General features: G+C 41.5%; 11 protein-coding genes. 8 read left to right on the top strand and 3 right to left on the bottom strand.

Features of this window, described 5'->3' with window-relative positions:
- Positions 1-3 precede the first annotated feature (3 nt).
- Positions 4-903: an ATP phosphoribosyltransferase gene (hisG, locus tag ACMVDV_RS19905; RefSeq protein ID WP_304183667.1), complete on the bottom strand. Its 900-nt coding sequence runs from the start codon at positions 901-903 to the stop codon at positions 4-6.
- A 361-nt stretch (positions 904-1,264) separates the two neighbouring features.
- Here hisG and ACMVDV_RS19900 point away from each other — a divergent pair, with 361 nt between their 5' ends.
- Positions 1,265-1,498 carry a hypothetical protein gene (locus ACMVDV_RS19900; RefSeq protein WP_304183665.1) on the top strand — a complete coding sequence of 78 codons (234 nt, stop codon included), beginning with the start codon at positions 1,265-1,267 and terminating at the stop codon, positions 1,496-1,498.
- Between the two features lie 86 nt (positions 1,499-1,584).
- Positions 1,585-2,550, top strand: coding sequence for a sensor domain-containing diguanylate cyclase (locus ACMVDV_RS19895; RefSeq protein WP_416159368.1), 966 nt, complete (start codon positions 1,585-1,587; stop codon positions 2,548-2,550).
- A gap of 20 nt (positions 2,551-2,570) precedes the next feature.
- Here the strand turns inward: ACMVDV_RS19895 and ACMVDV_RS19890 are convergent, their stop codons facing one another.
- Entirely contained in the window at positions 2,571-3,845 is a 1,275-nt protein-coding gene (locus tag ACMVDV_RS19890; protein WP_416159367.1) for a cation:proton antiporter, read from the bottom strand.
- Positions 3,846-4,350: 505 nt separating this feature from the next.
- On the opposite strand from ACMVDV_RS19890, the gene ACMVDV_RS19885 reads away from it, so the two are divergent.
- From ACMVDV_RS19885 to ACMVDV_RS19865, 5 genes are all read left to right on the top strand, one after another.
- Positions 4,351-6,537, top strand: coding sequence for a M4 family metallopeptidase (locus ACMVDV_RS19885; RefSeq protein WP_416159366.1), 2,187 nt, complete (start codon positions 4,351-4,353; stop codon positions 6,535-6,537).
- Positions 6,538-6,632: 95 nt separating this feature from the next.
- On the top strand, positions 6,633-8,495 hold the full coding sequence (locus ACMVDV_RS19880) for a M28 family metallopeptidase (RefSeq protein WP_416159365.1): 1,863 nt from the start codon (positions 6,633-6,635) through the stop codon (positions 8,493-8,495).
- A 196-nt stretch (positions 8,496-8,691) separates the two neighbouring features.
- Positions 8,692-10,518, top strand: coding sequence for an ATP-dependent DNA helicase (locus tag ACMVDV_RS19875; RefSeq protein WP_416159769.1), 1,827 nt, complete (start codon positions 8,692-8,694; stop codon positions 10,516-10,518).
- 13 nt (positions 10,519-10,531) lie between these two features.
- Entirely contained in the window at positions 10,532-11,242 is a 711-nt protein-coding gene (gene tsaB / locus ACMVDV_RS19870) for a tRNA (adenosine(37)-N6)-threonylcarbamoyltransferase complex dimerization subunit type 1 TsaB (protein ID WP_416159364.1), read from the top strand.
- A 75-nt stretch (positions 11,243-11,317) separates the two neighbouring features.
- Positions 11,318-11,647 (top strand): hypothetical protein, encoded by a 330-nt coding sequence (locus ACMVDV_RS19865; RefSeq protein WP_304183655.1) that lies wholly within the window; start codon positions 11,318-11,320, stop codon positions 11,645-11,647.
- A 309-nt stretch (positions 11,648-11,956) separates the two neighbouring features.
- On the opposite strand, the gene ACMVDV_RS19860 is transcribed toward ACMVDV_RS19865, so the two are convergent.
- Complete coding sequence (locus ACMVDV_RS19860) at positions 11,957-13,246, bottom strand: alkaline phosphatase (RefSeq protein WP_416159363.1); 1,290 nt, start codon at positions 13,244-13,246, stop codon at positions 11,957-11,959.
- Positions 13,247-13,346: 100 nt separating this feature from the next.
- On the opposite strand from ACMVDV_RS19860, the gene ACMVDV_RS19855 reads away from it, so the two are divergent.
- On the top strand, positions 13,347-14,198 hold the full coding sequence (locus ACMVDV_RS19855; RefSeq protein WP_304183863.1) for an alpha/beta fold hydrolase: 852 nt from the start codon (positions 13,347-13,349) through the stop codon (positions 14,196-14,198).
- Positions 14,199-14,239: the final 41 nt, after the last annotated feature.

The following is a 14,239-nucleotide window of genomic DNA, read 5'->3' as shown; positions in this document are numbered from 1 at the left end:
TGGTTACTCCATCATCTTTTCAATTGGCATAACCAAGATAGAATTTGCGCCAAGTGCTTTTAATTGCTCCATGGTTTCCCAGAATAAAGTTTCGCTGCTTACCATGTGCAGGGCTACGTACTCATCAGAGCCAGCTAGTGCTAATACCGTTGGTTGCCCCGAGCCTGGTAAAATATCGCAAATCTCATCCAGTTTATCTTTTGGTGCATGGAGCATGATGTATTTACTTTCTTTGGCTTGTCTCACGCCGCGTAAACGTGGCATAAGTTTGTTGATCAGCGCTAATTTGTCGGTATCTTGCAGGTCTTTATTTTGGATAAGGCAGGCATTTGATTCTAAGATAGTATCGCCTTGCATAAGGCCGTTAGCTTCAAGCGTGGCACCGGTAGATACTAGATCACAAATTGCGTCAGCAAGTCCGGCACGTGGCGCGACTTCTACCGAGCCAGTCAGCATTACTGTGCTGGCGTTTATGCCTTCACGCTTTAAGTATTGGGTTAAGATTTCAGGGTAGGTGGTAGCAATGCGTTTGCCTTCAAACCAGCTTTTATCTTGTTTGCCTAGCTCTTGTGGCCATGCGAGTGCAAGGCGGCAGTAGCCAAAATCAAGTTTAGACAATTTAGTTACTTCACTTGGTACGCCTTGGCGCTGACGCTCTGCTTGTACTTCAACGAGTACGTTTTCGCCTACTATGCCTAAATCACACACACCATCCATTACCAGACCTGGGATATCGTCATCGCGCACACGCAGTACGTCAATCGGCATATTGGTCGAGTGGGCGATCAAACGTTGCTCACGTAAGTTAAGTTTAACACCTAGCTGCTTTAGTAAGTCTTGGCAATCTTTAGAAAGGCGGCCACCTTTTTGGATGGCGATACGTAGACGGTTACTATTACTCATTATTCATTTTTCCTTTAATTTAAAAACTAAAAACCCCGAGGGAACCTCAGGGCGAAAAATGAATCATTGTATGTTGACTCGCCAGAGGTTCCTTTTAGGAATAACCTCTCAGCGAAAGACCTGACAGGTTATTCCGATGAATGGTGGTGATGATGTACTGTTGTCAGGTTTAAGCGCATTATAATATATCCTAAATAACTTTCGTTTTATCATTGCTTCATGTAAACAAAAGTGTTTAATCTGTTTAAGTAAATTTCACATATAGAAAAACACAGTTGTGGGGAAGCTGGCAAGTTTTTTTTGCATAAATTAAAGAATAAGCTATAACGGCCGATGATAAGAGTAACCAAAGGAGGAACGTATGGATATGATGATCCCGTATTTAGGGCAGATCACCCGTTTGCAACTTGAATCGAAAGGCGCTTTTTACATTGCGGGCCTAAAAGACTCGAACACGTCGCGAATTGAACGTGAAAAACGTAGAAAACGTGAGCTTCTTCAGAAAGAATTACTGTTGGATAAAGAGCCTAAATCTGATGGTTCTGCCATATCTGAAGATGAAAATGGCGAAAAACACCTTGATACATGGGCCTAAAGAACTCAATACATGCATAGTATTTATTTAATCTGCTATATTAAATAAACGCAAAAAGTCAATAAATATGCATGTTGAGGTATTTAATGGATAAACCGTTATTCCCTGACAATGAAGAGGCCAGGCTTGCAGCATTAAGAGCGCTAAATATTTTAGACACGCAAAGTGAAGAGTCACTTGATCGCGTGACACGCCTTGCTAAATATTTATTTGCTGTACCGATCTCGCTAATTAGCTTAATAGATGAAGATAGACAATGGTTTAAATCATGTATTGGGCTCGATGTTAAAGAGACGCCCCGCGATATTTCTTTTTGTGGTCATGCGATATTAGATGATAACCCGCTGGTTATTTGTGATGCACTAACTGACCCTCGGTTTGCAGACAATCCATTGGTACTAAATACACCTAAAATACGTTTTTATGCAGGCTATCCAATTAAATTAGCCGATGGTATGTGTATTGGTACCTTGTGTATTATTGACATTAAACCTCGCGAATTTTCCACTGAAGATACGCAGGCCTTAAAAGATCTGGCGCTGATAATCCAGCGTGAGCTATCAATTCAGCAGTTAGCAACTCGTGATGAGTTAACAAATATCCCTAACCGCCGTGGCTTTACTTTAATGGCTGAACGTTATTTAGATCTATGTAATCGACAGCAATTAAACGCCATCGTAACTTTTATTGATCTAGACTCATTTAAGCCAATCAATGATGAATATGGACATGCTGAAGGCGATAGAGTGCTGCATTTATTTGCAAGTGTAATAAGCGCGTCGTGTCGTAAATCAGATCTGTTCGGTCGTTTTGGTGGTGATGAGTTTGTACTGATGTTGACACAGGCAACGTTGCGTGAATGCCAGCTTCTTATATCGCGCATAGAAGAACGTGCAAGTAAACTGAGTGAGTCGCTACCTAACTTAGTAACATTTAGTTTTTCGTTTGGTGTAGCCGAGTTTGACCCCCAACACCCGTTAGAGCTTGAAGCGTTGTTACAAATAGCAGATGCAGATATGTACAAAAAGAAAGCGGCTAAAAAGGCAAGTTAACCTTTTTAGCCCAAGCAATATTATTTAGCGGAGTTAATACTGCTATGGATGAGTGGCGAAATAGTAAGCCCTTGTACAATGATGGAAAATATCACCACCACATAAGTAACGATAACAAGGAGATTATGTAAGTCTGAGCCACCTATAAATACTTCATCGCGAGGGATTGCAGCCGCCATTGCCAGCGCAAGGCCACCGCGCAGGCCACCCCAAGTTAAAATTTTAACGGTATGCTTGTCGTATTTTCTAAACTTCTTAAACAACACAAACGGCGCGCCAACACTGATAAAACGAGCAAATAACACCACAGGTACCATCAGTAGACCTAAGCCGATTTCAGCTAGGCTGATTGGCATGGTGACAATTAACATACCAATGATCAAAAATAACAACGCGTTTAAAAAGCTATCGGTGGCATGCCAAAAGTCTTTTACATAGCGGGTATCTTCAGGCCCTGTGCGTTCGGTTGCTTTGCTACGGGTGATATTGCCCAGCAATATGCCACTGGTTACCATGGCAAGGGCTCCTGATATTTCCCATATGTTGGCGGCAGCAAAACCGGCCGTAGGGATCGTTAAGGTTAGCAAAAGGCGAATATTTACATCACGACTGTTGATGATCAAGTAGTGGCCCACTAATGCAATGGCGAGACCAAATACAATACCGCCGATAGCATCAACTAAAAACAACTCACCAATATCAAGCACTGTTGCTTCAGTGCCATAAAATGCCACTGCAAAGATAGTTGTAAAGATAACTAAGCCAATACCGTCATTAAAGAGTGACTCACCTTCTACTTGAACCGAGATCCCTTCAGGTGCGCGCATTTGTTTAATAATGGCAAGTACAGCAATAGGATCGGTAGGGCTAATTAATGCACCAAATAATAAACAATAAATAAAAGGCACTGGCCAGCCCAGTAGTGCAAATAAGTAAAAGCTTAAGTAACCGATAATGAATGTGGAGACCAAGGTTGAAAACAATACTAAGGCGGTTATTTCCCAGCGCTGCTTTTTAAGCGCGGCAAGGTTGATTTCTAGTGCTCCCGCAAACAGCAAAAAGCCTAACATCCCTTTGAGTAATAATTGATTAAAATCAATGCTTGAGACGATTTGGGTTATCTCAAGAGCGGTCGAATCCCCTTGTAATTTAACCGCTAAAATTAATAATAATGATATCACCACTGACCCTGTTGTTATGGCAATGGTTGTTTGCATCTTGAGTATGTATTGATTAGCAAAAGCAATAAAAATAGCTAATGCAGATAAAAAACAAATGAGGTACCAAGCATTCATTGATTGACCTTAAATAATAATATTGAAATGAGCAAAAAGGAATGTACTTTCGCGCGGGTATGTTACTCCTGAGACTTTGAAATGTCACCGCGATAATGCTGATAATCACACTTTTAATAGGCGTTTTTGTTAGAGATCGATAGCTCGATAGACCGCCAATTAACATAATCACGGTAATGCACCTCTTCATAGTTCTGAGTAAAAATGGCAATTACCTCTCAATTAATACATTACTAATAATAAAAACAAATGACATGCAACCAAATGTTAATTTTATGTATATATTTATTTACAATTTTCAGTGCTATCCTCTTAATTATTTAACATTTAATTATTAACCTATTGTTTTTAAATGTTTCCATTTTAGTTTTTGGTTTTTATTGTTAATTTTATGTTTCATTTTCATTTTTAGGTAAAGCCGTATAGGCTGAACTTGAATCGGGAACAGGTAGTGCCGGTTTAATACAAAAATATTAAATACATAACAATCTAACGGAGCGTAAACGTGAATTTATCTAAAATCACATTGGCAACTATTGGTGTTCTGGCTTTAACACAAGCATCAAGTGTACTGGCTGCAAATAAACAATACCTAAATGAACAAGTAGGCTTAAATAAAGCATTGCAAACGAGTGCCTCGGCTGTACTTATGGCAAGCCCAAAGCAGTTAATTGGCTTAGAAGATGGCAGCGATTTGGTCGTTTTAAAAGAAGTTAAAAGTAACAATGGTGATACCACTCGTCGTTATCAACAACAATATAAAGGGTTACCAGTCATTGGTGACACCGTGAGTTTAACTTTTAATAGTAACGGACAATTAAAGCGTGCCCATGGCGCTGCGGTTTATGATATTAGCAGCGACATTGATACTGTTAAGCCGAAACTAGCTAAAAAAACGGCAATCGCACGTGCTCAGCAACATTCACCTGCTGCGGCAAAAGCTGTCGGTCTTAAAAAACACAACGAACAATCTCGTTTGGCAATTTGGATTGATGAAGACAATATTGCCCATTTAGTCTACGAAGTAACTTATGTGACCTATGGCGCAGAGCCTGCTCGCCCATATCAGATCATCGATGCCCATTCAGGTGAGTTGCTACATAGCTTTGATAATCTTCAACATGCTAGTGCAACTGGCCCAGGCGGTAATTTAAAAACAGGTAAATACATTTATGGTACTGACTTTGGTAGCTTAGATGTCACGCAATCTGGCAATAACTGCACGATGAATAGCAGCAATGTGAAAACCATTAATTTAAATGGCGGTACTAGTGGCTCAACAGCGTATTCATTTACGTGCCCAGAAAACACTTTTAAGGAAATTAACGGGGCGTATTCGCCACTTAACGATGCCCACTATTTTGGTAATGTGATTTATAACATGTATAACGATTGGCTTGGCACTGCGCCACTTTCGTTTCAATTAAAAATGCGTGTTCATTACGGCAATAATTATGAAAATGCATTTTGGGATGGCAGTGCAATGACATTCGGTGACGGCCAAAATACATTTTACCCTTTGGTTAGTTTAGATGTCTCTGCCCATGAAGTAAGTCATGGCTTCACAGAGCAAAACTCAGGGCTGGTATACAGTGGCAAATCAGGTGGCTTGAACGAAGCATTTTCTGATATGGCTGGTGAAGCCGCTGAGTTTTACATGAAAGGCAGTAATGATTGGTTAGTCGGGCAAGAGATCTTCAAAGGCAATGGCGCATTGCGTTATATGAATAATCCGACCCAAGATGGCAGCTCGATTGATAACCAAGCAAATTATTATTCAGGCATGGATGTTCATTACAGCTCAGGTGTTTTTAATAAAGCGTTTTATAACTTAGCAACCACAGCTGGTTGGGATACTAGAAAAGCTTTTGAGGTTATGGCGCGTGCAAACCAATTATATTGGACAGCTAGTACCAATTGGGACTTGGCAGGTAATGGCGTAATGGATGCGGCATGTGATTTGGATTACAGCCCAGATGATGTGCAAAGCGCACTTGCTGCGGTTGGCGTTACTTCTAGCCTTAGTTCAGGCAGTAGTTGCGGAACCACCCCACCGCCAGCAGATGAAGAGCTTAGCAATGGCGTGCCGCGTACTGGCATCAGTGGTAGCGAAAAACAGCAATTGTTTTTCACTTTAGATGTACCAGCAAATGCGACTAACCTACAGTTTAATACTGCCGGTGGCACTGGTGATGCGGATCTCTATGTTAGGTTTGGTGCTAAACCAACATTAACTACATATGATTGCAATAGTACAACTTCAACGAGCACTGAAAGCTGCGCCATCAGCAATGTTCAAGCGGGTACTTATTATGTAATGGTCGAAGCATGGAATCAAATATCAGGCGTATCATTAACCGGTAGCTTTGATAGTGACAGCAGTGGTCCGACGCCTATTAATCGCACTGAAAGCAATATTAGTGTGGCAAGTGGCGGATGGGCACGATTTACCCAAGACCTAAGTGCTGGTTATTCGTCGCTGGATGTGACTATTTCGGGTGGCTCAGGTGATGCAGACTTGTATGTTAACTTTGGTTCACCATCGTCAACTTCATCTTACCAGTGTCGGCCATATAAAAATGGCAACAATGAAAGCTGCAGCATTGCAAATCCGCAAGCAGGCACTTGGTATGTTGATTTAAGAGGCTACAGCGCGGCTAGCGGCGTAACCTTAACTATATCGGCTAACTAATCAATTCCTCATCAAAGGGAGCATCCGCTCCCTTATTTATCTGTTTGTTTTTTAAAACATAAATTTAATGAACACAGCTTAAAAAGGAAACCTTTATGAATATTTTTGCACCCAGTGCATTGCTTGGCATCGTGTCACTGTTGGTAAGTCCGCTGAGCGTAGCACAAGATGTTGAGAAGATTTGGGTCACGATAGACCCTATCGCCGCTAAGCATTATAAGTTGAATCAAACAGCTCATCATCACAATGCAGAACGTCTTACTGTACAAGACTCTCGTTTAGAAACCGTGAATTTTATGCGTATCAATCAAGCTGAAGTCGCCAGTTTAAGTGAGTTTATGCATGATAATTATCATCGCTGTGGTGGTTTTGTAGCACATGATTCATTGGCTGAAGCAGAGCTTTATACTGAACAATTAGCAACAGTGCAAAGCCTGGCTATGAATACCGTTGCAGCTACTTACAGCATCGATAATGGGCAAACTGTTCAACAACTTATTAATACGATTAGTGCCAATGATTTAACCAATACAGTTAATTCTATGAGCAATTTCCATAATCGCTATTACTCAGTACAAAGTGGCGTTGATGCATCGCAGTGGTTAAAAAACTACTGGCAGCAGTTAGCCAGTAGCCGTACGGATATTAGTGTTGATTATTTTAGCCATAGTTGGGCGCAGTCATCGGTCATTGTAACTATTGCTGGCAGTGAAAAAGCGGACGAAATAGTGGTTGTTGGTGGGCATTTAGACTCTATTAACCAATCGGATCCGAGTAATGGCCGAGCACCCGGTGCGGATGATAATGCCTCTGGTATTGCCGTGTTATCTGAAGTACTACGCGCCATTGTGGTCAACGACTATAAACCACAACGCACGATTAAAATAATGGGGTTTGCTGCGGAGGAAGTTGGTCTGCGTGGTTCTAAAGCCATTGCCTCTGCGTATAAATCGCAAGGTAAAAATGTACTGGGCATGGTGCAATTTGATATGACCGGTAACCATGGTAGTAGCGATGACATTGTGATGATGACAGATTATACGAATGCAGCCCAAAATCAGTTTTTAGGACAACTGATTGATACTTACCTACCGACACTCACATACGGTTTTGATCAATGTGGCTATGGCTGCTCAGATCATGCGTCTTGGTATCAGCAGGGGTTTGCGGCCTCTATGCCTTTTGAGTCTCGTATGGCTGATATTAATCCGCTGATCCATACTGCAAACGACAGTAATTTTGATGCTGATCATGCGACTAAGTTTGCAAAACTAGCTGTTAGCTATGTTGCAGAAATGGCGAAAAATGCCGGGGATATTGACCCTCCAGCTAACAATGAATTAGAAAACGGAGTGACAGTTACCGATATCAATGCGCTGGCCAAACAACAAGTTTTTTATACTTTGTCGGTACCAGTGGGAAGCAGTAACTTAAGTTTCACCACAACCGGTGGCAGTGGCGATGCAGACCTTTATGTGAAGTATGCAAGCCCTCCGACTTTGCAAGACTTTGATTGTAAAAGTACCACCGCAACGAGTAATGAAACATGCGTTATCAATAATCTACAAGCAGGGGTATACCATGTGATGGTTGAAGCATGGGATCAGATTGCTGGTGTATCATTAACCGGTAGTTACACAGCAACATCGGGAACACCGCCTATCAATAGGGTCGAGAGTAATGTCAGTGTGGCTACGGGGGAGTGGACGCGCTTTACTCAGCAATTGCCCAGTGGTTATACAGCACTTGATGTATCAATAGCTGGTGGTAATGGCGATGCAGATTTGTATATGAATTTTGCAGCACCGTCTACAACCTCAACATATCAATGTCGGCCTTATAAAAACGGCAATAATGAAAGTTGTGCCATTACCAATCCTCAGGCAGGAACTTGGTATATTGATATACATGGCTACAGCGGCGCAAGTGGGATCACTTTGACTATTAATGCGCAGTAATGTTAAGCGCTAAATAGCAAAGGTAAGCTCCTTTGCTATTTGCTTTGCGTATTCACTTGCTCTAGTTACTGTGCTTGCGTAAAATCTTGCCATTATTTTTAGTTAAGCGATCGTTATTATCAAACAGCTTTTTAGTGCAGATGGGCCATTGGCGTTGTCATTGGAGGGTTACACTCCGCGGCAGCCGCAAATTGATATGGCGGTGGCGGTCAGTGAGGCATTGAAAAACCGCACCCAGTTAGTGGTCGAGGCGGGCACGGGTACGGGTAAAACCTATGCCTACCTTGCTCCTGCATTAAAGTCGAAAGGTAAAACCATTATTTCTACCGGTACAAAAGCGCTGCAAGAGCAGTTGTACCATAGAGATTTACCACAATTAGTAAAAGCACTCAGCGCCAGTAAAAAAACCGCCTTATTAAAAGGGCGCAGTAATTATTTGTGTACTTATCGCTTAAATCAGCACGTCGCCCATGTACCGACTGATGATTCTGACGTGATGCATCAACTAGCGATGGTGGCTAAATTTGCCAGTGAAACGCACACGGGTGATTTAGCTGATTGTATTGGTATTGAAGAAGACGCCAAAGTTCTACCTTACGTAAGCTCTACCGCTGATAATTGTTTAGGTAAAGAATGCCCCGATTTTCAAGATTGCTATATTCGTAAAGCGCGCCTAAAAGCTATGGATGCCGATGTAGTGGTGGTTAATCACCATTTATTTTTTGCTGATATGGCAGTGAAGGACACCGGATTTGCAGAGCTTATTCCAACCGCTGACGCCTATATTTTTGATGAAGCACATCAACTGAGCGAAATTGCCAGCGATTATTTTGGTGAAAGTGTCAGTACTAAAAAGCTGGTGGATTTAATTAATGATCTGCGGGCCATTTACCGTGCTGACATACCCGATATGCTGCAATTGGGCAAAACCTTAAATAAGTTAGAAACCAGTGTTGCTGACTTACGCTTGCAGTTTGGCCTTGATGGCAGTCGCGGAGATTGGCGACAAATGCTCGCAAGTAAGGAAATTTGCGCCGCATTGCATCGGGTTATTAGTGATCTCGATTTTTTATATCAAGTGCTAAAACATTGCTTAGATAGAAGTGATAAAATTGAGCACCCATTTGAGCGCACCCTTGCGTTCAAAGGCCAATTAGAACGGGTGTTTGATATTAGCCAAACCGGCTACAGTTATTGGTATGAAACAACTCGCCGTTATCTAACCGTGCATGTTACGCCACTTAATGTGTCAGTTAAATTTGCACAAATGATGAAAGATACCGGCGCTGGGTTTGTTTTTACCTCCGCAACCTTGTCTGTCGATAACGCACTTGATCATTTTAACGCAAGTCTTGGACTTAAACCTGCCAAAAGCATGATGGTTGATAGCCCGTTTGATTATTATCAACAAGCATTATTATGCTTACCGCGCTACTTGCCAGAAACACACGCGGCAAATATGCCCCATGCAATCGTTAAGCTTACGTTAGATTTAATAAAAGCAGCCAAAGGGCGCTGCTTTGTATTGTTTACTAGCTACCGGATGATGCACTTAGTGGCTGAGGGTTTAAGCACACAAATTGACTATCCAATTTATATGCAAGGGCAAATGTCTAAACGCATTATACTCGAAAAATTCACCCGCCATGGTAATGCCGTATTACTTGGTACGGCTTCATTTTGGGAAGGGGTTGATGTTCGAGGTAGTGCGTTAAGTTGTGTTATTATTGACAAATTGCCCTTTGCGGCACCGGATGATCCATTATTACAAGCTAAAATGCAGGATGCGCAATTACAAGGCCATGACCCATTTGCATACATACAACTTCCTCAAGCTGTGATTGCACTAAAACAAGGCGTTGGCCGTTTAATTCGTGATAATAAAGACAAGGGCGTGTTGGTAATTTGCGATAACCGCCTAGTGACACGCCAATATGGCCAAGTATTCTTAAAAAGCTTACCGCCGATGCGCCGTACCCGAAGCTTGGCTGCTGCCAGCGAATTTTTAGAACATATTGATTAGAGAAATAATTTCCATGAATAAGCAACTAACTGCGAGCAAAATAAACATATTGGCGTTTGATGCCTCTACAGAAGCATTGTCATTAGTGCTGAATTATAATGGTCAACTCTTTCACCATTTTGAAGAGTGCCCGCAGCAACATAGCCAAAAGATTTTACCGTTAGTGGATGCACTACTGGCAAAAGCAAACTGCAAATTAACAGATTTAGATGTGATTGGTTTTGGCCAAGGTCCGGGGAGTTTTACCGGAGTACGCATTAGTGTCGCGATTGCGCAGGGCCTCGCTTATGCGTGCAAACTGCCGCTGGTTGGAGTATCTACGCTACAGATGATGGCGCAACAAGCGTATCAGCAAACTGGGGAAACGAGTGTTTTTAGTGCCATTGATGCGCGTATGGGCGAGATTTACTTTGCTCATTATACGCTAAATGATATTGGTATTATGACTTTGCAGGGTGAAGAACAGGTATTAAAACCGGCATTGTTAACGCTTGCAGATAAACAAGGTATTGCGGTTGGAACGGGTTGGCAAACATACCCTGAGGCACTGGCAGATAACCCACAAATTGCTATCAATAACGACATCATATTACCTGATGCCGGTTTTATGTTGGCTACAATTAGCGATGATTTCAGTGCGCAACGTACGGTTAGTGCAGCGCAAGCTCAGCCCAAATATGTACGTGATACAGTAACCTGGAAAAAGTTACCTGGGCGCGAATAAACTGATTAATAAAGCAACTTGCAAGGTTATTAAATATGGCACATAATTTAATAACCTAAATAGCGAGACGCAACTGTGACTATACCTATTGGTTCAGGTTTTTACACGGGAGACATCCCCGGTAAAATCACCCCAAAACAGCTCACTACTAATAAACCTCAAGGCTTATTAGAGCAACCTGTTGCCGATAATAAAAAGTCTGCTGAGTTTGTAAAGTCGAGTCAAGCAGGCATTGCGCTTGCCGATAAACTACAAAGTGAAACAGTACCGCCTAGCTATCGACAAACGATTTATGACCAACCTACTGCAAAAGTCAGTCGCGCTATTTCTACATATACCGAGTTTGCAAACCTTGAGCGCCGCGCTGAGGTGCAAAATTTAATTGGTGTTGATATATACGCTTAATAGAGCAGCGCACTTAAATAAATCAGCTTTTTACTCGTTAGCCTGTCCTTACACCCAATTTAAAGCCATTTAAGCAAATATTATAAGCTCTTTGCTGCTCTCATCGCTCATAATTGTTCTACTTGAAAAATCACTAATGCTGTTAGCGCGTTATTTAGCCCGCTAGAATAGTTAAATATTTAAGTCGATTGGTATAATCTGGCGGGGAAATAAAAAGCCCTGCTATAGTGATAGCAGGGCTTTTTATTTTATAAGGCATAAGTTTAAAATTGTTTTTGCTTGTTATAAAAACAATTTAAAGGCGACCCCTTACTTTTGTTTAATAAAGCCAATCAGCTTATTTGCTATATCAGTATTGTTTTGTGAGCCGATAAAGTGCTCAGCACCTTTACCATGCGCGAAAACTTGTACGTCAATTGCGGTATGACCACCCGTTGTCCAACCGGTAAAGCTGGCGTTGCTGATAATATCTTTAATGGCAAGGTTAAGCGCTTTGTCACCTAGTTTTTTCGCCTGTTCAAGCTTAGCTTGATTTTCAGGAGTGTAATCAATAGTTGTATTAGCAGTCCAAATCGCTTTTAAATCATCCGAGGCTAACATTTGTTCGGTTAATTTAACGGCAGTAGCTTTAACGCCCTTCACAACCTCAGCTTCCCATTTATATTGACCATGGGCACCTAAGGTAAGCCCCCCAGTAGAATGATCAGCAGTGATCACTAATAAGGTATCAGGGTTGTTATCAACGTAGGCTTTTGCTTGCTCAATTGATTTAGCAAAGTCATCCATTTCAGCCATTGCACAGGCAATATCATTGGCATGTCCACACCAATCAATCTGACTACCTTCAATCATAACGAAAAAGCCGTCTTTCTTATTTTTATCAAGTAATTCAAGTGCTTTATCGGTCATTTGTGCTAAACGAGTGGGGTTTTTATCTAACGCAAAATCAAGGCCAACTGGCGAAAATAAACCCAGCGCAGGAATTTGCTTTATATCTTTTAAAGCAGCAAAGTCATCACTGTATTGATAGCCGGCTTGTTTGAATTCTGCAACCAAATTACGGTCTTCACGGATATAATATTTGGTGCCGCCACCAAGCATCAGATCGACAGGCAGTTTCCCTGCTATTTTATTATCAATGTAATCATTAGCAATCTCATCATAGTTACGACGTGATTCATTGTGCGCTGCAAAGCTTGCTGGGGTTGCATGGTTGATTTGTGAGGTGGCCACGAGTGCGGTGATCATACCTTGTTGTTTGGCGATTTCCAGCATGGTTTTAAGTGGTTTTTTGTCTGTATCGACAGCGATTGCACCATTATAACTTTTATGGCCTGAGCTTAGTGCGGTTGCACTTGCTGCACTGTCTGTCACATAAGTATGATCGTCAGGGTAAGTATGCGCCATACCGGTAAGCATGGTATCAAATACCGTGCTTTCTATTTCTTTGGTTGACGGGTCATCTTTAAAATAACGGTATGCTGTAGTATAAGCGGGCCCCATGCCATCACCAATCATATAAATAATGTTCTTTGGTGCTTGCTCTGCGTATGCACTTGCGGAGCATAATAATGCCAAGAGGCTGATGTGTTTTTTCATTTTTGTACCCTGTTTATTATGTGGTGTTATTGTATACCCCCTGTATGATAAATAAATGTCTTTTACGTTAAACGACCCAAAAATAAAGAGGAATTACCAAGTGCATCCATTTTCAGTACAAAGTGGCGAATTAACACTTCATGGCCTAACCTTTGGCCAAGGTGAAGACGTTGTGATTGGATTGCACGGTTGGTTAGATAATTGCCATAGCTTTTTACCTATGTTAGAAAACAGTGTGTTATCAGCAACCTGGTATTGCATTGATTTTCCAGGGCATGGCAAGTCTGATTGGCGAAGTGCTGATGCCCACTATTATTTTATTGATTATATCGATGATATTTATAATTTAATTGATAAACTCGGGGTTGAAAAAGTGCACTTGGTTGGCCATTCGATGGGGGCAATGGCAGCAGGCCTGTTTGCCAGTTGTTTTGCCGAAAAAGTACAATCAGTGACTATGATTGAAGGGCTAGGTGTGATCACAACACCCAGCGATCGGGCTGTTGAGCAACTGCGTAATGCGATTTTAAACCGACGTCGTATAAAGCAAAAAATACCAAGACAATACGACTCAAAACAAACAATATACCAAGCGCGCGCGCAAGTTAGCGATTTGCCATTTGATTTGGTGACAGTGCTGATGGAGCGAAATATAATCAAAACTGATCGAGGTTGGTTGCTAAGTACTGATCCAAAGCTTAAAAATCATTCAGGTTTTAGGTTTGATGAGCAACAATGTATAGCGGTAATAAGCGAAATAAATGTACCTTGCCAATTAATATTAGGTCGTCAAGGTTATGCCTTTGTGAATGATAATTTTGAGAAATACAGTATTTATTACAAAGAGTTAATAGTTAGTAAGGTCGAGGGAGGACATCATTGTCATATGCAAAGCCCGACAGAATGTTTACAGCAAGTTCAAGCATTTATGCTGCAAACTGGTGCATGTTAATTGTATATTTGCACAAAATGTGGGAATATTTGCAAAATTAG

It is taken from the genome of Pseudoalteromonas sp. ASV78, from assembly GCF_047806705.1.
Lineage (GTDB): Bacteria > Pseudomonadota > Gammaproteobacteria > Enterobacterales > Alteromonadaceae > Pseudoalteromonas > Pseudoalteromonas prydzensis_A.
Note: the sequence above shows the minus strand (reverse complement) of the source record. Positions and strands in the feature narration are given on the sequence as shown.